At 42.0% G+C, this 17,623-nt stretch carries 15 protein-coding genes; 14 read left to right on the forward strand and 1 reads right to left on the reverse strand.

All coding sequences use genetic code 11. The features are described from left to right. Positions 1-19 precede the first annotated feature (19 nt). Complete coding sequence (locus tag Q4550_RS06755) at positions 20-1,717, reverse strand: Rqc2 family fibronectin-binding protein (protein ID WP_303531742.1); 1,698 nt, start codon at positions 1,715-1,717, stop codon at positions 20-22. Between the two features lie 115 nt (positions 1,718-1,832). Between Q4550_RS06755 and Q4550_RS06760 the strand changes: the two genes are divergently transcribed. The 14 genes from Q4550_RS06760 to rpe all read left to right on the forward strand — a co-directional run bounded on the left by Q4550_RS06760 (position 1,833) and on the right by rpe (position 17,605). Beyond that, complete coding sequence (locus Q4550_RS06760; protein WP_303531225.1) at positions 1,833-4,517, forward strand: calcium-translocating P-type ATPase, SERCA-type; 2,685 nt, start codon at positions 1,833-1,835, stop codon at positions 4,515-4,517. A gap of 106 nt (positions 4,518-4,623) precedes the next feature. Then, on the forward strand, positions 4,624-5,499 hold the full coding sequence (locus Q4550_RS06765; protein WP_303531226.1) for a YicC/YloC family endoribonuclease: 876 nt from the start codon (positions 4,624-4,626) through the stop codon (positions 5,497-5,499). 69 nt (positions 5,500-5,568) lie between these two features. Next, the gene (remA, locus tag Q4550_RS06770) at positions 5,569-5,829 is read left to right on the forward strand and encodes an extracellular matrix/biofilm regulator RemA (RefSeq protein WP_159782328.1); all 261 of its coding nucleotides are present in this window, start codon (positions 5,569-5,571) and stop codon (positions 5,827-5,829) included. A gap of 22 nt (positions 5,830-5,851) precedes the next feature. After that, positions 5,852-6,463 carry a guanylate kinase gene (gene gmk / locus Q4550_RS06775; protein WP_303531230.1) on the forward strand — a complete coding sequence of 204 codons (612 nt, stop codon included), beginning with the start codon at positions 5,852-5,854 and terminating at the stop codon, positions 6,461-6,463. 2 nt (positions 6,464-6,465) lie between these two features. Next, positions 6,466-6,672, forward strand: a complete 207-nt coding sequence (gene rpoZ / locus Q4550_RS06780; RefSeq protein WP_202407214.1) for a DNA-directed RNA polymerase subunit omega — start codon at positions 6,466-6,468, stop codon at positions 6,670-6,672. Positions 6,673-6,814: 142 nt separating this feature from the next. After that, a complete protein-coding gene (gene coaBC, locus Q4550_RS06785) occupies positions 6,815-8,017 on the forward strand; it encodes a bifunctional phosphopantothenoylcysteine decarboxylase/phosphopantothenate--cysteine ligase CoaBC (protein ID WP_303531751.1) in 1,203 nt (400 codons plus the stop codon). Continuing rightward, positions 8,014-10,416: a primosomal protein N' gene (priA, locus tag Q4550_RS06790; protein WP_303531231.1), complete on the forward strand. Its 2,403-nt coding sequence runs from the start codon at positions 8,014-8,016 to the stop codon at positions 10,414-10,416. The genes coaBC and priA overlap by 4 nt, the downstream gene beginning before the upstream one ends. Positions 10,417-10,437: 21 nt before the next feature. After that, the gene (gene def, locus Q4550_RS06795) at positions 10,438-10,914 is read left to right on the forward strand and encodes a peptide deformylase (protein ID WP_194221378.1); all 477 of its coding nucleotides are present in this window, start codon (positions 10,438-10,440) and stop codon (positions 10,912-10,914) included. Positions 10,915-10,916: 2 nt separating this feature from the next. After that, positions 10,917-11,855 (forward strand): methionyl-tRNA formyltransferase, encoded by a 939-nt coding sequence (gene fmt / locus Q4550_RS06800; RefSeq protein WP_303531234.1) that lies wholly within the window; start codon positions 10,917-10,919, stop codon positions 11,853-11,855. A gap of 1 nt (position 11,856) precedes the next feature. Further along, positions 11,857-13,191 (forward strand): 16S rRNA (cytosine(967)-C(5))-methyltransferase RsmB, encoded by a 1,335-nt coding sequence (gene rsmB / locus Q4550_RS06805; protein ID WP_303531236.1) that lies wholly within the window; start codon positions 11,857-11,859, stop codon positions 13,189-13,191. Between the two features lie 77 nt (positions 13,192-13,268). After that, the gene (locus tag Q4550_RS06810) at positions 13,269-14,027 is read left to right on the forward strand and encodes a Stp1/IreP family PP2C-type Ser/Thr phosphatase (RefSeq protein WP_194221381.1); all 759 of its coding nucleotides are present in this window, start codon (positions 13,269-13,271) and stop codon (positions 14,025-14,027) included. Continuing rightward, positions 14,021-16,057 (forward strand): Stk1 family PASTA domain-containing Ser/Thr kinase, encoded by a 2,037-nt coding sequence (gene pknB / locus Q4550_RS06815; RefSeq protein ID WP_303531238.1) that lies wholly within the window; start codon positions 14,021-14,023, stop codon positions 16,055-16,057. Before Q4550_RS06810 ends, pknB begins: the two co-directional genes overlap by 7 nt. 10 nt (positions 16,058-16,067) lie before the next feature. Further along, positions 16,068-16,955: a ribosome small subunit-dependent GTPase A gene (gene rsgA, locus Q4550_RS06820; RefSeq protein ID WP_303531239.1), complete on the forward strand. Its 888-nt coding sequence runs from the start codon at positions 16,068-16,070 to the stop codon at positions 16,953-16,955. A gap of 2 nt (positions 16,956-16,957) precedes the next feature. Further along, positions 16,958-17,605, forward strand: a complete 648-nt coding sequence (rpe, locus tag Q4550_RS06825; protein ID WP_303531240.1) for a ribulose-phosphate 3-epimerase — start codon at positions 16,958-16,960, stop codon at positions 17,603-17,605. The last annotated feature ends 18 nt before the right edge of the window (positions 17,606-17,623 follow it).

Here is a 17,623-nt window from a genome sequence, read left to right on the forward strand (position 1 = left end):
TTTCGTTATGAATTTGAAATTACTTCTTCATCCTAAATATCAAATCCTGATCTGGTGTTACATAAAGAGTGTTTTGTTGATCATACGTCACAAACCCTGGCTTGGCGCCGTTTGGTTTTTTCACATGACGTACTTCGGTATAATCAACCGGCACTGAACCAGATTCGCGTGCTTTACTGAAATAGGCAGCAAGATTGGCGGCTTCAAGGAGCGTTTCCTCCGTGTATTCTTTACTTCGAATCACCACGTGAGATCCTGGAATATCCTTCGTATGAAGCCACGTTTCTCCTCGAGCAGCAAGCTTATTCGTCAAATACTCATTTTGCTTGTTGTTCTTCCCAACGAGTATTTCCGTACCATCTGACGAGACGTAAGCGTCAAGCTGAGGTTTCGTTGGTTTGGATTTCTTCTTTTTACGACGTTTCTTAATGTATCCTTCTTCTTCAAGCTCTTCACGTATCTCCTCTATGTCACGTGGGGAGGCCGAGGTTAATTGTTGAATCAGCTGTTCCAGATATGCGATTTCTTGATGGGCCATTCTGATTTGTTCTTCAAGAACAGAGATCGAATTCTTCGCTTTACTGTATCTTTTGAAATAGGCTTGAGCGTTTTCAGAAGGTGTTTTCTGAGGATTCAGCTCAATAAGAACTGTTCCACCATCTTCATCATAATAGTTGATCACTTCTACCTTTTTATCCCCGCGCTTCACCATATGCATGTTTGCTGTCAACAGCTCGCCAAGTAGTTGATACGTATCGGCTTCCTGTGCTTGCTGAATCGTACGAGTGAGCTTTTGAATTTTCTTCTCGTTTTTCTTTAATTCATTTGAAAGAAAACGCTCTAGATCATTCGATTGCTGCTTTACGCGGTCTCTGTCAGCTTTTCCATAATAGAAGCGGTCGAGCAGTTCGCTAGCAGATTCAAATTCTCTTTTTTCTCCTGATAAGTGAGACAGCTCAACAACAGAGAAGAATTCTTTCGCTTCTGTTACCATTTGTGGCTTGTAGTGATGCTGCTCTAGCTTTTGGAAGACATCAAAGAAAGCTTCCGGTAGAGTTGTGCGGTTAGCTAGTCCTGCCCTATGAATCACTTCTTTTGCGATCAGTGGTGAAAGTCCACCGAAAGCTTGAACGAGCTGTTGGCTTAGTTTACCTGCATTGAAATCAATCTGTCTTAGAAAATCATCTCTCGTTAAGCCGAACGGTGAAATTTTGTTCTGTGCAGGAGGTGCAATATAATCCTGCCCTGGAAGAACCGTCCGGTGTCTGTTTACAGACGGAGAAAGATGCTTAATGCTATCTAAAATCATATTTGATTCGTTAAGTAAAATAACGTTACTATGACGCCCCATAATTTCAGCTACTAACGTCCTTGTTGTTAAGTCACCAAGATCATTACGTGCTTTAAATGTGACGTGGATGATGCGTTCATTTTCGATTTGTTTAATCTCTTCTACAATACTACCTTCTAAGTGCTTACGAAGAAGCATGCAGAACATTGGAGGCTCCTTTGGATTTGCATAAGATTCCTGTGTTGTTTGAATTCTTGCATAAGATGGATTCGCCGATAATAACAGCTGATGATTTTTACCACCTGAACGAATAACAAGTAATAAATCAGTTGCATAAGGCTGATAGATCTTCGTAACTCGTCCACCTTTTAACAATTCATTTGTTTCGTGTGCAACGGCTCTCATTACCATACCGTCAAAAGACATATTGTTCACCTACACTCCTATCAATAGACATTATTCTTAGTATAGCATTTTTTTGAGCTTGTCTGAATATAGATGAATTATTAGGGAGATTACGTGCAGGATCGGGGTGGAGAAAATGAACTGGTATAACATGACAAAAGCGGAAGTGAAAGAGGAATTAGAGACAAGCGATGAAGGGATTAGCTCAAAAGAAGCGGTCCAAAGAAGAAAGACATTTGGATTGAATCAGCTCGATGAAGTAGAAAGGCCATCTATGATTTTAATCTTCTTAGCTCAATTTAAGGATTTTATGGTCGTTGTGCTTCTTGCAGCTACGTTGATTTCCGGTTTACTTGGAGAGTATCTCGATGCCATTGCTATTATCCTAATCATTTTAATGAATGGGATACTCGGCTTTGTTCAAGAGCGAAAAGCAGAGAAGTCTCTCCAAGCGTTGAAACAGTTGTCATCTCCAAAGATGAGGGTCCTTCGTGATGGAGAATGGACAACAATTCAAGCTTCGGAAGCTGTTATCGGAGATATGGTCCGAATGGAAAGTGGAGATCGAATTGGAGCAGATGTGCGATTCTTTTCTTGTCAGGGCTTGCTTATTGAAGAATCCGCCTTAACGGGGGAGTCATTGCCAGTTAACAAACATCCAGAGCCGATTCCAGATGAACATCCTGGGCTAGGGGATCAGCACAATATGGGATTCATGGGCACGCTCGTTACGAAGGGAAAAGGGATTGGCATTGTAACAGCAACAGGGATGAAGACCGAAATGGGAAAGATCGCTCACTTAATTCAATCAGCGGATACGATGGAAACGCCTCTTCAACATCGACTCGAACAGCTGGGTAAAATCTTAATCGCAGCAGCGCTTATGTTAACAGCGCTAGTGGTCGTCCTTGGGATCATTCAAGGTCGCGATGTGTATAGCATGTTTTTAGCTGGTGTATCGCTTGCTGTGGCAGCAATTCCTGAGGGATTGCCAGCGATTGTGACCATTGCGCTTGCGATCGGCATGCAGAGAATGAGTAAACGGAAAGCGATTGTTCGTAAACTACCGTCTGTTGAAACACTTGGATGTGCGACAGTCATTTGTTCTGATAAGACAGGAACACTTACACAAAATAAAATGATGGTAACAAAACTGTGGGCTGGAGGGGAAACGTGGGATGTGACCGGATCGGGGTATTCTCCTTACGGTGACTTTTTTAAAGGGAATACGCGTGTCTACTCAGATGATGAACGGTCTTTGAAGCAACTTCTGACGTTTGGTCTTCTTTGTAGTAATGCAAGAGTGATAGAGAAAAAGGGTGAATATGTACTTGATGGAGACCCAACTGAAGGAGCGCTTGTTACCGCTGCGATGAAGGCTGGGTTAACAGAGGATGTAAGAGAAGAAGAGTTTACTATCATTCAAGAATTTCCCTTTGATTCTAATCGGAAAATGATGAGTATGATAGTGGAAGATTCTTCGGGTAAACGCTATGTCATTGCCAAAGGGGCACCGGATATTGTTTTAAAGCAATGTGAATCAGTTCTTTGGAGTGAGAAGAAAGCGCCATTACGCAAAAGCTATGAGAAACAAATTCAGGAGCAGCTTGATACGTTTGGTAGTTTAGCTCTAAGAACTATTGCAGTTGCTTTTAAACCGATACAAAATGAAGAGAATATGCTACATAGCGTTCAGGCTGAATCTCGCTTAACATTTGTCGGTTTAGAAGGTATGATCGATCCCCCACGGGAAGAAGTGAAGCAAGCTGTTGCAGATTGTAAAACAGCAGGCATCAAAACGATTATGATTACAGGGGACCATGTGACAACAGCTAAAGCGATTGCTCTTAACCTGGGGATTCTACCAGAGCGTGGCAAAGTAATGGAAGGAAGTAAGCTATCGACATTGACAGTAGAAGAACTCGAAAATCAAGTTGAAGACATCTATGTTTTTGCTCGTGTGTCGCCTGAACATAAATTAAAGATTGTAAAAGCCCTCCAAAATAAAGGGCATGTTGTCGCAATGACGGGGGATGGAGTAAATGATGCTCCGGCTATTAAGGCATCTAATATCGGCATTGCAATGGGACAAACAGGAACGGATGTGGCAAAAGAATCGTCATCGCTCATTTTAAGCGATGATAATTTTGCTACAATACGAGACGCAGTTGAAGAAGGAAGAAACATATATGAGAATATTAGAAAGTTCATTCGCTATTTATTAGCATCTAATGTAGGCGAAATTCTCGTCATGCTATTTGCTATCTTGCTCATGCTGCCGCTTCCTCTCGTACCCATTCAAATTCTATGGGTGAACCTCGTTACAGACGGGTTGCCGGCAATGGCACTTGGACTTGATCCTGCAGAGGGTAACGTCATGAAGCGAGACCCACGCAAGCCGAAAGAAGGCGTATTTGCAAGAGGGTTAGGTTGGAAAATCATTTCTAGAGGGATTATGATCGGAGCATGTACATTAGCAGCGTTTATGATCTGTTACAATGAAAACCCAAATGACCTCGTTCAAGCGCAAACTGTAGCTTTTTCAACGCTCGTTCTTGCGCAATTAATCCATGTTTTTGACTGTCGAAGCGAACGGTCGATTTTTCACCGAAATCCATTTGAGAATAAAGCATTGGTTCTTGCTGTCCTATCTTCCGTTGGCTTGCTTCTGGCAGTAATTTACTATGAACCATTACAACCGATTTTCCATACAACTTATTTATCGATGAGAGAATGGATGTTAATTCTTGTCTTTTCCAGCATTCCAACATTTCTCCTAGCTGGAACAACACTCTTTAGAAGAAAACATAGCAGAGGGTAGCCCCCTCTGTTTTTCTGTTGTAGTACGTATAGTCGAGAGAGATATCCCTTTGTTTCGGTTTGATGAAGTGGTACAATTGGTTAGAATAGCTAATGGATGTGATAATATGGTTAAGAGCATGACCGGGTTTGGCAGAGCGTCAAATGTATATGAGGGTGTTCAAGTCACAATCGAAATGAAGTCTGTGAATCACCGCTACTTTGATGGAACATTTCGCATGCCAAAAGCAGTCTTTCATCTAGAAGGTAAGATGAAGAAGACGATTCAGAGCTATGTCAATCGTGGGAAAATCGAACTTTATTTAACCATCGATGGAGCTGATTTCCAATCATCTGATGTTCAAGTAGATTGGCACTTGCTAGATCAATACATAACGATTTTGAAACAAGCTACAGAACGCTATCATTTGAAAGAAGATTTGTCAGCTTCTACCATGATGAATCTGAATGTTTTTCAAGTGAATGAAAAGGAGCATAACATCGAGCGGCTTGAGGAATCGATTTTTTATACGCTAAATCAAGCTATTCATAAGCTCGTTGAGATGAGGGAGATCGAAGGAAAGGCACTTGATCAAGATATACGCCAAAAACTTGCCAACATGAATGATCAAATGATTTCTATTTCACACCTTTCTCATGAAGTAACGACAGCTTTTGAGAATAGGATCCGCACAAAGCTTGAAAGTTTTAAAGAATTAGATGAAGTGGATGAAGCACGGATATTATCTGAAGTAGCTTTTCTTGCAGATAAAGCGAGTATAGATGAAGAAATCATCAGGCTCCGTAGTCATCTGGCCCAATTCCATGATATTCTTAGTAGTGATGGTGTCGTTGGAAGGAAACTTGATTTCTTAGTACAGGAAATCAATAGGGAGCTGAATACGATCGGTTCCAAGTCTCAACACCATAAGATCAGCCAGCATATTGTTGATCTTAAGAGCGAAGTGGAAAAGGTTCGTGAACAGGTTCAAAATATTGAATAGCCTGAACGCTTTGTTTAAAATCACCTTACTGGTGTAAAAATAGAATCGTGATTCCTGGGAGGAACGACCATGAGTATTAAATTAATCAATATCGGATTCGGCAACATTGTGAATGCGAATCGAATTGTCTCAATTGTTAGTCCAGAATCGGCACCAATCAAACGAATCATTACTGTTGCAAGGGACCGCAATATGCTTGTGGATGCAACATACGGACGAAGAACACGAGCAGTTATTATCTCTGATAGCGACCATGTTATTCTTTCGGCAGTCCAGCCTGAAACAGTAGCTCAGCGTCTAGTAAACAAAGACGAGCTTTCAGACGAGTAGCATCAATTAAGTGGAGGTAAGTATGGAAAAAGAACGTGGATTGTTAATTGTTCTATCAGGCCCATCTGGTGTCGGAAAAGGAACAGTCAGAAAAGCATTCATGCAAAATGCGGCTGAAGTACAGTATTCAATTTCTGTTACAACCCGTAAACCGCGTGAAGGTGAAGTGAACGGCGTCGATTATTTCTTTAAATCTCATGAGGAATTTGAAGAGATGATCGAGAATAATAAGCTACTCGAATATGCCCATTATGTTGGCAATTATTACGGTACGCCTGTTGACTATGTGGAAGAGACGTTACAGGCAGGTAGAGATGTGCTACTGGAAATTGAAGTTCAGGGAGCAAAGCAAGTACGAAAGCACTTTCCTGAAGGAGCTTTCATTTTCTTAATGCCTCCTAGTTTAACGGAGCTTAGAAATCGCATCGTAAACCGCGGTACGGAATCAAATGATTTAATTGATAACCGTATGGGAGTAGCGAAAGAGGAAATCGAATTGATTGATGAATACGATTATATCGTTGAAAATGATCAAGTTGAATTAGCCTGCGAGCGAATTCGTGCTATTATTACAGCAGAGCACCTGAGACGTGATCGTCTTGCACATAAATATAAGAATGTAACGGAGGTTTAATTATGATTTTATACCCATCGATTGACTCACTAATGGATCGCATTGATTCAAAGTACACACTTGCAACACTTTCAGCTAAGCGTGCACGCACGATTCAACAAACTGGTAATGTTTATGTTGATCGTCCAAAGTCCGTTAAGGCTGTTGGCAAAGCGCTTGAAGAAGTGCTTGATGGCAAACTACTTGCTGATGGAATGATAGAAGACTGATTAAGAAGTAACAACCTATGAGAATAGGTTGTTATTTTTTTCTTGATTCTATAGAGAGCATTCCATTACGATCGCCACAATTATCAAGGTGACGATATTTATATTATGTTAATTAATAAGATGGAAGGTGAATCTGGTGAGTATCAAAGGGAAGAAAATTTTGCTTTGTGTGAGCGGTGGAATTGCGGTGTTTAAAGCAGCTGCACTTACGAGCAAATTGTATCAAACAGGCGCAGAAGTAAAAGTGTTAATGACAGATTCAGCGACTGAATTCGTAACGCCGTTAACATTCCAAACGTTATCACGAAATGATGTGTATCGAGATACGTTCGAAGAAAAAGATCCAGCATCAGTTGCTCATATTGATCTGGCAGATTGGGCCGATCTCGTCTTGATTGCACCTGCAACAGCAAACATGATTGGTAAGCTAGCTAATGGAATTGCAGATGACATGATGTCCACCACATTACTTGCTACAGAGGCGCCGGTCTTTGTAGCCCCTGCCATGAACGTTCATATGTACGATCATCCTGCGGTGAAAAAGAATATGGATATACTGCGCTCCTTCAACTGTCATTTTCTTGAGCCAGGAGAAGGTTTACTCGCGTGCGGATACGTTGGCAAAGGTCGGATGGCAGAGCCAGAAGACATTCTCTCAACGCTCGAAACATATTTTCAAGATGATGTAGGGGACTTGTCTGGTAAGAAAGTCGTCGTTACAGCAGGCCCAACTCGTGAAGCGGTTGATCCCGTTCGTTACTTTACAAATTATTCATCCGGGAAAATGGGCTTTGCTCTAGCCGAGCAGGCCGCGAAACGTGGCGCAGACGTCACTCTTGTAGCAGGTCCTGTTACGTTAACGACTCCTGAACGAGTTCAGCGTATTGATGTGATAACAGCTGAAGAGATGTACGAAGCTGTCCTGTCAGCTTCTAAGGATGCTAATGTGATCATTAAGGCAGCTGCAGTTGCTGATTACCGTCCTTCTATGGTCTCTACTGAGAAAATGAAGAAGTCAGATGAGGACATGGTCATTGAAATGGAGCGAACAAAAGATATTTTATGGACGCTTGGACAGCAGAAAAAGGACCAAATACTTGTCGGCTTTGCTGCTGAGTCAGAGCGGTTAGATGAATATGCACTAAAGAAATTAGAAAAGAAAAACCTTGATCTTATCTGTGCGAATAACATTAAAGCGGAGGGAGCAGGTTTTGACAAAGATACAAACGTGATGACGCTCCTTAGAAAAGATGGTGAGCGAGTAGATCTTCCATTACAGTCAAAACATGAAGCCGCAAACCGAATATTGGATGAAGTGATACGTTTGGACGTGACACATTCATGATCGCTAAAGTTATCGTTGACGTACCAGCAAATCAAACTGATCGTATGTTTGATTATGCTATACCTGAAGAATGGGAGGAAATGATCGAACCTGGAATGAGGGTTGTCGTTCCATTTGGTCCAAGAAAAATTCAGGGGTTCGTTATTTCTGTCGTTAGTGAATCAGAGCATGGAAAATTGAAGGAAATAAGTGAAGTGAAAGATGTTACGCCAGTGTTGACAAAAGAATTACTTGATCTAGGATTCTGGCTAACTGAAAAAGCACTTTGCTATGCCGTATCAGCTCTTCAAGTTATGTTACCTGCAGCGATGAAAGCGAATGTAACGAAATCAGTTGTACTCGGAAACCGTTCGAATGAAGCGGCACCATGGCATCGCATGCTCACTTCTTCAAACGTTGTGAAGTGGGAAGACTTTCTCTCCCACTTTAGCCATAAGGAGTTAAATCGAGCTATCAAAAATGATGAGCTTGAAGTGCGCTATGATGTGAAAGAGAAAACGGCACCGAAAACAATCCTTTCGGTTTCCGCAGCTCTTAGTGAGGATCAACTTCAAAGCGAAAAAGAACAAATGGGTAATCGTGCGTTGAAACAGCAGGAAATTATTCAGCATTTTATTCAATATAAAGGCGCGGTTTCTTATAAAGAGCTCATGGATATGCTCGATACAACCCGGTCTACGATCAAATCGCTTGTGTCAAAAGGGATATTAAAGGAAGAAGAAGTGGAGCTTTATCGTGATCCTTATAAGGGTCGAGAGTTTACACCTTCAACTGCCCTAGAGCTAACTGATCTTCAAGAACAAGCTATTACTCCAATTCTTCATAGCATTGAAAATCGTCATCACGAGACGTTTCTCATTCATGGCGTAACAGGGAGCGGGAAAACAGAGATCTATTTGCAATCGATTCATCGTGTGCTCGAACAAGGAAAAGAGGCAATTGTCCTCGTCCCTGAAATCTCATTAACACCACAAATGGTGACCAGATTCAAAAGTCGATTCGGTTCAGAAGTCGCTGTTTTACATAGCGGTCTTTCTCGGGGAGAAAAGTACGATGAATGGCGTAAAATTCATCGAAAAGAAGTGAAAGTAGTTGTTGGAGCACGTTCGGCGGTTTTTGCGCCTTTTACGAATCTTGGCATCATTATTATTGATGAGGAGCATGAGAGTAGCTACAAACAGGAAGAAAACCCAAGGTATCATGCGAGAGATGTAGCCATTAAGCGAGGAGAGCACTACGCGTGTCCCGTCGTACTCGGCAGTGCTACACCGTCACTCGAATCGTTTGCAAGAGCGTCTAAAGGTGTCTATACACTCCTTGAATTATTAGAAAGAGTAAACAAGCAGGCAATGCCTGCTGTATCTATTGTCGATATGAGAGAAGAATTGCGAGCCGGCAACAGGTCGATGTTTTCAAATGATCTTTATGACAAACTGAAAGATCGACTTGAAAAAAAGGAGCAAACGGTTCTCTTTTTAAATCGAAGAGGATATTCAACATTCATCATGTGTCGGGACTGTGGGTATGTGGCGGAATGTCCTCATTGCGATATCAGCTTAACGTATCACAAAATCAATGGAACAATGCGATGCCACTATTGTGGCCATGAAGAACCCTTTCCAAGCCGCTGTCCTGAATGTGAAAGCGAGCATATTCGCTTCTTTGGGACAGGAACGCAGCGAGTGGAAGAAGAACTTACGAAAATTCTTCCGGAAGCTCGGGTTGTTAGAATGGACGTTGATACGACAAGGAGAAAAGGAGCGCATGAGAAGCTCCTGAACCAATTTGGAGAAGGAAAAGCGGATATTCTACTTGGTACTCAAATGATCGCAAAAGGTCTTGATTTTCCGAACGTAACGCTCGTTGGTGTTTTAGCGGGGGATGCAATGCTCCATTTACCTGATTTTCGTGCTTCTGAGAAAACGTTCCAACTTCTCACGCAAGTTAGTGGTCGTGCCGGCCGTCACCTGCTTCCGGGCGAGGTAATCGTTCAATCATACACGCCAGAACATTACAGTATTGAAATGGCAGCTGATCACGACTACCAGTCGTTTTATAAGCGTGAGATGCTAACAAGAAAACAATTCGGGTATCCGCCGTTTTACTTTCTTGCCATGGTGAACGTCTCACACGAAGAGCTAACGAAAACGGTTGATGTGACTGAGAAAATTGCGGGCTATTTAAAGGATCATTTAACCAAAGCTAGTGTGGTTCTCGGTCCTGTTGCATCACCTATCCCGCGGATCAAAGATAGATATCGTTATCAATGCATGATAAAATACAAAACTGAACCGAACTTACATCATCATTTAAAAGAAATCCAAAAGCACTTTTCGAAGGAAATTAGCCGTGGAGGACTGCAGCTGTCTATTGATACCCAGCCTTATATGATGATGTAGAATGTGAAAGGGAGTATATGAGTGGCTATTAGAGATATTGTATTGCACCCGAATGAGGTGCTTGAAGTGGAATGCGCGCCTGTCGAGCATTTCGATAAAGAATTGCATCAGTTGCTTGATGATATGTTTGAGACAATGTATCAAGCAGATGGAGTGGGTCTAGCTGCTCCGCAAATTGGCATTAAACAGCAAGTCGCAGTTGTTGATACGAGAGAGGAAGAAGCTTTAGAATTAATCAATCCTAAGATCGTGAAGGCTTCTGGTAAAGAGGTGGATCTTGAAGGTTGTTTAAGTTTTCCTGGATTATTTGGAGAAGTTGAACGCCCGTATACGATCACACTAAAAGCGCAAAATCGTTTTGGACGTGAATTCAAACTGAAAGCAGAGGGGTTCTTTGCGAGAGCGATTCAGCATGAAATCGATCATCTTCATGGCGTGCTTTTTACTGAGAAGGTTATTCGGTATGTCGATCCTGAACAGGAAGGAGAGAGTGAGTAACGATGACGAAAATTGTATTTATGGGTACACCAGATTTTTCAGTTCCTGTTCTTGATATGCTTGTAGAAGAAGGTTATAGCATTGTTGGTGTAGTGACACAACCAGATCGTCCAAAAGGCAGAAAAAGAGTGCTTACGCCTCCTCCTGTTAAGGTGGCTGCAGAAAAGCATGGACTTCCGGTGTTACAACCTGAGAAAGTGAAAGACCCTGCACAGCTTCAGCCTATTCTAGATTTAGAACCTGATTTGATCGTAACGGCTGCATTTGGACAAATTCTACCAAAACAGCTGCTTGATGCACCGAAATACGGTTGTATTAATGTTCATGCGTCATTGCTACCTGAGCTTCGCGGAGGCGCACCGATTCATTACTCTATCCTACAGGGGAAAAAAGAAACGGGCATTACGATCATGTATATGGTTGAGAAATTGGACGCAGGCGATATCCTAACACAGTCCGTTGTCCCTATTGAAGAACGTGACAATACTGGAACACTTCATGATAAATTAAGTGTTTCAGGCTCTGAGCTTTTGAAAGAAACGTTGCCAAAGCTCCTAAATGGTGAATTAACTCCTGTACAGCAAAACGATGAAGAGGCTACTTTTGCCCCTAACATTAAACGAGAGCAGGAGAAGATCGACTGGACGAAGACTGGTGAAGAAATTTATAACCATGTACGTGGATTGCATCCATGGCCAGTCGCATTTACAGAGTATGATGGAAAAGTGATGAAGATTTGGTGGGCTGAGAAAGTAGAGAGTGCTGAGAAGGCAGATCCAGGTTCTGTTTTATATACGGATGCAGATGGTCCGGTCGTAGCAACAGGCAACTCAACAGCAATCAAGTTAACGGAGATTCAACCATCAGGCAAAAAACGTATGACATCCGCACAGTATTTACAAGCAAGAACATTCGAGAAAAATGAGAGATTTGGTGAATAGTATGACAAATGTAAGAGAAGCAGCACTTGATGTAATTGAAAAGATTAACAAAAACCAGGCATACAGCAATTTATTGCTGAATGAAACGATTAAGAAGCATAAGCTAAGCCGGAAAGATACAGGCTTATTAACAGAAATCGTATACGGTACGATTCAGCGAAAGAATACACTGGATTTCTACTTAGATGATTTTCTAACAAATCGTAAGAGAATCCAGACGTGGGTCATTTCTCTCTTGCAACTTTCTCTTTATCAAATGGTTTATCTTGATCGTGTACCAGATCGCGCCATCATCCATGAGGCAGTTGAAATAGCAAAAAAACGTGGACACAAAGGCATTAGTGGAATGGTGAATGGGGTACTTCGCAATACCCAAAGAAAAGGACTGAAGAATCCTGAAGATATTGAAGATGTCGCGGAACGCATTTCCATTGCGAAAAGTCATCCGCTCTGGCTCGTCAAACGCTGGATTGATCAGCTTGGTGTGGAAGCGACAGAGGCGATGTGTGAAGAAAATCTTCTTTCTCCATATGTGACAGCGCGTGTGAATATGGTACGAACTTCTGTTGATCAAGTTATCGAAGACCTGAAAAAAGAGGGTGTTGAAGCTGTAGAAGGTAGTCTTTCAGTAGATGCCGTCAAGGTGATCCAGGGGAAAGTGCTTGATACTGAAGTGTATAAGCGCGGCGATTTAACCATTCAAGATGAAAGCTCGATGCTTGTTGCAAGAGCGCTTGGAATTGAGCCAGGTCAAAAAGTCCTCGACGCTTGTGCAGCTCCTGGTGGTAAATCTACTCATATTGCAGAAAGACTTAACGGATCAGGACATGTGAATTCACTTGATTTGCATCCTCATAAAGTTAAATTAATTAAAAAACAGGCACAGCGTCTTAATCTCCGCGCTATTGAAGCAGAAACGCTCGACAGTAGAAACGTTGCCGATCGGTTCAAGGCAAAATCATTTGATCGTATTCTTGTTGATGCGCCGTGTACAGGCTTCGGAGTGCTAAGAAGAAAACCAGACATTAAGTGGTCAAAGAAAGAAGATGACATTGAGCGGATTACAAGTGTTCAGAAAGGCATCCTTGCTTCTCAAGCTTCTCTTTTAAAACCAGGTGGAAAAATGGTTTACAGTACGTGTACAATAGAAGGAGCAGAAAACCAGGAAGTGGTAAAACAGTTCCTTGAAGAGCATCCTGATTTTTCATTAGATGAATCATTCTCAAACCGATTACCAGAAAAAGTAAGAACGTATTGTGAAGATGGACAGTTACAGTTGCTACCACAGTATTTTGGTACGGATGGATTTTATATCGCGTGTTTAGTTAAAAAATAATGCTGAGTGCTGGTGAATCGTCTTGTAAAAGGCGATTCTTCCCGCATTCTTGTGATAAGAGGAGACGGGGTAATCACATGCAAGCAATAGCATTAACTGATCAAGGACAAGTAAGGGCATACAATGAAGATAGCACGAAGGTTGTGCACAATAGTCTAAATGAGTATCTCGTAATTGTTGCAGACGGGATGGGCGGTCATCAGGCAGGTGACGTTGCCAGTGCTCTAGCAGTTGAATCGATGGAAATGAGTTGGGAAGAAGAGAAAGCTGGATTTCGCCCGGGAAGAGCGGAAGCATGGCTATTACATACCATTCGTAAAGCGAATGAAACAATCCTAGCCTTTTCTAAAGAAAAACCTGAATATTCCGGAATGGGGACGACTCTTGTAGCAGCTATATGTACAAATGAGTTTATTACAATTGGTCATGTAGGCGATAGCCGTGCATATTTATTCGGCGATCGTGTTCTTGATCAAAAAACAAGTGATCATTCACTTGTGAATGAACTCGTAAAAAGTGGTCAGCTCTCAGAAGAAGAAGCAGAAGATCATCCTCGAAAAAATGTATTATTACGTGCGATTGGAACAGATGAAAACGTTAAGGTAGACGTGCATACCTTTGAATGGGATGAGAATCAATCGGCCCTTTTTTGCTCAGATGGTTTAACGAACAAAGTTTCTGATCGTGAATTAGAGGAAGTTATGAACTCTGACCGATCTCTCCACGAGAAGGGAACAGAACTCATTCGCTTAGCAAATGAAGCAGGCGGAGAAGATAACATCACAGTTGCGATTATTGAGAATTCCTCTATTTCTGGAAGTGAAGGCTCATGCTAGGAAAGCACATAAATGGACGTTACAAACTGCTTGAAGTCATTGGTGACGGCGGAATGGCAATCGTCTATCGAGCTTTAGATTTAATTCTGGATCGTACAGTTGCTGTCAAGCTGCTTCGGCCCGAATTTTCTCAAGATGATGATTTTATAAAGCGATTTCGAAGAGAAGCAGAATCTGCAACGAGTCTAGCTCATCCTAATATCGTTTCCATCTATGATGTAGGGGAAGAAGAAGACTTCTACTATATCGTCATGGAATACGTACCGGGAACAACGCTTAAGCAAAAAATTCGCAACCGTGGAGCACTGCCGATTGAGGAAGCCATTGATATTATGAAGCAAATGACATCCGCAATTGAGCATGCACATGAGAATCACATCATCCATCGAGATATCAAACCTCATAATATTCTAATAAACGACTACGGAGAAGCAAAAGTAACGGATTTTGGAATTGCGATGGCCGTGACATCTGCAACAATTACGCATACTAACTCCGTTCTTGGCTCTGTGCATTACTTCTCACCTGAGCAGGCGCGGGGCGCTGTAGCAAATGAACGGTCAGATATTTATTCTCTTGGTGTCGTTCTTTACGAAATGGTCACGGGTGTTCTTCCCTTTTCGGGTGATTCCCCCGTATCTGTTGCCCTAAAGCACTTACAAGATCGTTTTCCTAAACCAAGCCTAATTAACACTTCTCTTCCGAAAAACGTGGAACATATTATTATGAAAGCTATGGCAAAAGACCCTGTTCAACGCTACCAAAACGCGGAAGAGCTTTATGAAGCGCTTGAGATGTCGCTAAGTCCAACTAAAATTTACGATAAAGCACCTGAGCAGGATGATGCAGATGCCACAAAAGTGTTGGCACCAGTAACTCCTGGCCGTCTTGGTGACAAAATGCAGGAGACAAGGCCTCAAGAACCTGTGCAAACGACAGAGTCTGATGATCCGCCACCTAAAAAGAAGAAAAAGGCCGGTAAGATTGCTGTTATTGTTTTAGTGATTCTCCTCCTCTTAGGTGGTGCAGCCGCGCTTGCATTTACTTTTATCCCTGATCTCTTCTCAGTAAGTGATGTGGAAGTTCCTGACGTATCTGGAATGACTTATGAAGAAGCAAGATCAGCCCTAATCGAACAAAAGCTGGATGTAAAAAAAGAAGAGCAATTTAGCGAAGAAATCGAGGAAGACGATGTTATTAAGCAGGATCCAACATCAGGTACGATGGTGAAGGAAGATAGCACCGTTACTTTATATGTCAGTGAAGGTGCTGAAAAAACAGAGCTTGATGATTTTATCGGTAAGTCAAAAGATGAGGTTGAACCGTTATTGAAAGAGCAAGGCTTTAAAGGTGTGAAGTATGAAGGTGAATACCGAGATGACCCTGAAGGTGAGATCTATGATCAAAATCCTGAGGCTGGGAAGCTGGTGTTACCAACAGAAGATCGAATAATCATATGGTATAGTTTAGGACCTGAACCATTCCCATTAGAGGATTTAAAGGAAAAGACAAAAGCAGAAGTGGAAAGCTATGCAGATGATAAAAAGCTAAATCTCTCTTATAATGACCCTGAATTTAGTGAATTTGTTGAAGATGGTAAAGTCGTCTCTCATTCACCAGGCACTGCTGCGGAAGTGAAAGCTGGCGATGAGATTACAATTACTTTATCGAAAGGTCCAGAACCCGAACCAGAGCCAGAGCCGGAACCAGAACCGGAGCCAGAACCAGAGCCAGAACCAGAACCAGAACCTTCGCCGGAAGATGAGGCAATCGTTGTTCCAAATTCGTTTAAAATCGATGTAAAAAAGGGAGAAGAGCATTTAATTGAAATTCTCTACAAGGATTCAACGACAGAAGGAGAAGAAATTTCTGAAACGATCACCGAAACGAAAGAGATTAAGTTTGATTTAACCATTTACCCCGGTGAGGAAGCATCATATAAAACATATGTCGATGGGAAAGAAAAAAAGGAGAATTCAAAGACCATTACGTATGACGAAGCGAAACAAAAATATGGAAAAAATGAGTAAGGAGTCCTACATGGCAGATGGAAGAATAATTAAAGCGCTTAGTGGCTTTTATTACGTGCAGGATGAAGAGAATAAGGAAATTTATCAGTGCAGAGGAAGAGGGAATTTTCGGAAGCGAAAAATCACGCCACTTGTTGGTGATTTTGTAAGGTATGAAGCCGAGAACAAAACGGATGGCTATGTATTGGAAATAAAGGAAAGAGAAAACGAATTGGTTCGACCACCTATTGCTAATGTTGATCAGGCATTTCTTGTTTTCTCAGCGACGCAACCTACGTTTAACACACAGCTTCTTGATAAATTTCTTGTGCACATTGAAGCTAGTGATATTAAGCCAATCATCTGTATTACTAAGATTGATTTGGTTGCAGAGGTGGAAGAAAGTGAGATCATGGCTTATGCTGATGATTATCGTGAGATTGGATATGACGTCATCGTTTCTTCTGCTCAAAGCCTTTCAGGCGTTTCAGAAATCGAGCCTTATTTCCAAGAAAAGGTAACGGTGTTTGCAGGACAGTCAGGAGTAGGGAAGTCTTCCTTATTAAACGCTATTAATCCTGACCTTGAACTAGATACAAGTGATATATCGACTCACCTTGGCCGAGGAAAACATACGACGCGACATGTAGAACTTATTCCTTTCGGCTCAGGCCTTGTGGCAGATACTCCTGGATTTAGCTCATTGGATTTTAGAGGAATTGAAGCCGATGATCTTTGGCTCTACTTCCCGGAGATCAGAATGAAAAGCAGTGAATGTAAATTTCGCGCTTGCACCCACCAATCAGAGCCGGGTTGTGCAGTAAAAGTAGCCGTCGAAAAAGAAGAGATTCAAGCGTATCGCTATGACCATTATTCTTCTTTCTTCCAGGAAATCAAGGACCAAAAACGGAGGTATTAATTATGATAAAAATCGCCCCTTCTATTTTGGCATCAGACTTTGCCAGATTAGGTGAAGAAGTAAAAGACGTAGAAGCAGCAGGTGCTGACTATATTCACGTAGATGTGATGGACGGTCATTTTGTTCCGAACATTACGATTGGTGCACCAATCGTACGAGCTCTTCGTCCAGTGACATCACTACCGCTTGATGTTCATCTTATGATAGAAAATCCTGACCAATATATCGAAGAGTTTGCTGAAGCTGGAGCAGATATTTTGACCGTCCATGCAGAGGCTTGTCCGCATCTCCACCGCACTATTCAGCTCATTAAAAGTAAAGGTGTGAAGGCGGGTGTTGTGATTAATCCTGCGACGCCGGTTGATTCCATTAAGCACGTGATTGAGGATGTAGATCTAGTTCTATTAATGACGGTCAACCCAGGTTTTGGTGGTCAAGCTTTTATTGAGAGAGTTCTTGCGAAGATTACGGAAACGAAGCAGTTAGCAGATTCTCTTGGTGTAGCTCCTGAAATCGAAGTAGACGGTGGTGTGAACGCGGAGACGGCTCGTGCATGTATTGAAGCAGGTGCCACTGTTCTCGTAGCGGGTTCAGCCATTTATAATCATTCTGATCGGAAAGCAGCCATTGATCAGATACGTCAATCATAAAACAGCGGGGCTCCTCCC

The organism is Anaerobacillus sp. 1_MG-2023 (genome assembly GCF_030547345.1).
In the GTDB taxonomy this organism is placed as follows: domain Bacteria; phylum Bacillota; class Bacilli; order Bacillales; family Guptibacillaceae; genus Guptibacillus; species Guptibacillus hwajinpoensis_B.

What these genes read in the sequence shown, in the direction of transcription:
- rsgA (WP_303531239.1), top strand. Translation starts at nt 16,068, where the DNA reads ATGGCAGATGGAAGAATAATTAAAGCGCTTAGTGGCTTTTATTACGTG.
- Q4550_RS06765 (WP_303531226.1), top strand. Translation starts at nt 4,624, where the DNA reads ATGGTTAAGAGCATGACCGGGTTTGGCAGAGCGTCAAATGTATATGAG.
- fmt (WP_303531234.1), top strand. Translation starts at nt 10,917, where the DNA reads ATGACGAAAATTGTATTTATGGGTACACCAGATTTTTCAGTTCCTGTT.
- rsmB (WP_303531236.1), top strand. Translation starts at nt 11,857, where the DNA reads ATGACAAATGTAAGAGAAGCAGCACTTGATGTAATTGAAAAGATTAAC.
- pknB (WP_303531238.1), top strand. Translation starts at nt 14,021, where the DNA reads ATGCTAGGAAAGCACATAAATGGACGTTACAAACTGCTTGAAGTCATT.
- Q4550_RS06755 (WP_303531742.1), bottom strand. Translation starts at nt 1,717, where the DNA reads ATGTCTTTTGACGGTATGGTAATGAGAGCCGTTGCACACGAAACAAAT.
- rpe (WP_303531240.1), top strand. Translation starts at nt 16,958, where the DNA reads ATGATAAAAATCGCCCCTTCTATTTTGGCATCAGACTTTGCCAGATTA.
- Q4550_RS06760 (WP_303531225.1), top strand. Translation starts at nt 1,833, where the DNA reads ATGAACTGGTATAACATGACAAAAGCGGAAGTGAAAGAGGAATTAGAG.
- Q4550_RS06810 (WP_194221381.1), top strand. Translation starts at nt 13,269, where the DNA reads ATGCAAGCAATAGCATTAACTGATCAAGGACAAGTAAGGGCATACAAT.
- priA (WP_303531231.1), top strand. Translation starts at nt 8,014, where the DNA reads ATGATCGCTAAAGTTATCGTTGACGTACCAGCAAATCAAACTGATCGT.
- rpoZ (WP_202407214.1), top strand. Translation starts at nt 6,466, where the DNA reads ATGATTTTATACCCATCGATTGACTCACTAATGGATCGCATTGATTCA.
- remA (WP_159782328.1), top strand. Translation starts at nt 5,569, where the DNA reads ATGAGTATTAAATTAATCAATATCGGATTCGGCAACATTGTGAATGCG.
- gmk (WP_303531230.1), top strand. Translation starts at nt 5,852, where the DNA reads ATGGAAAAAGAACGTGGATTGTTAATTGTTCTATCAGGCCCATCTGGT.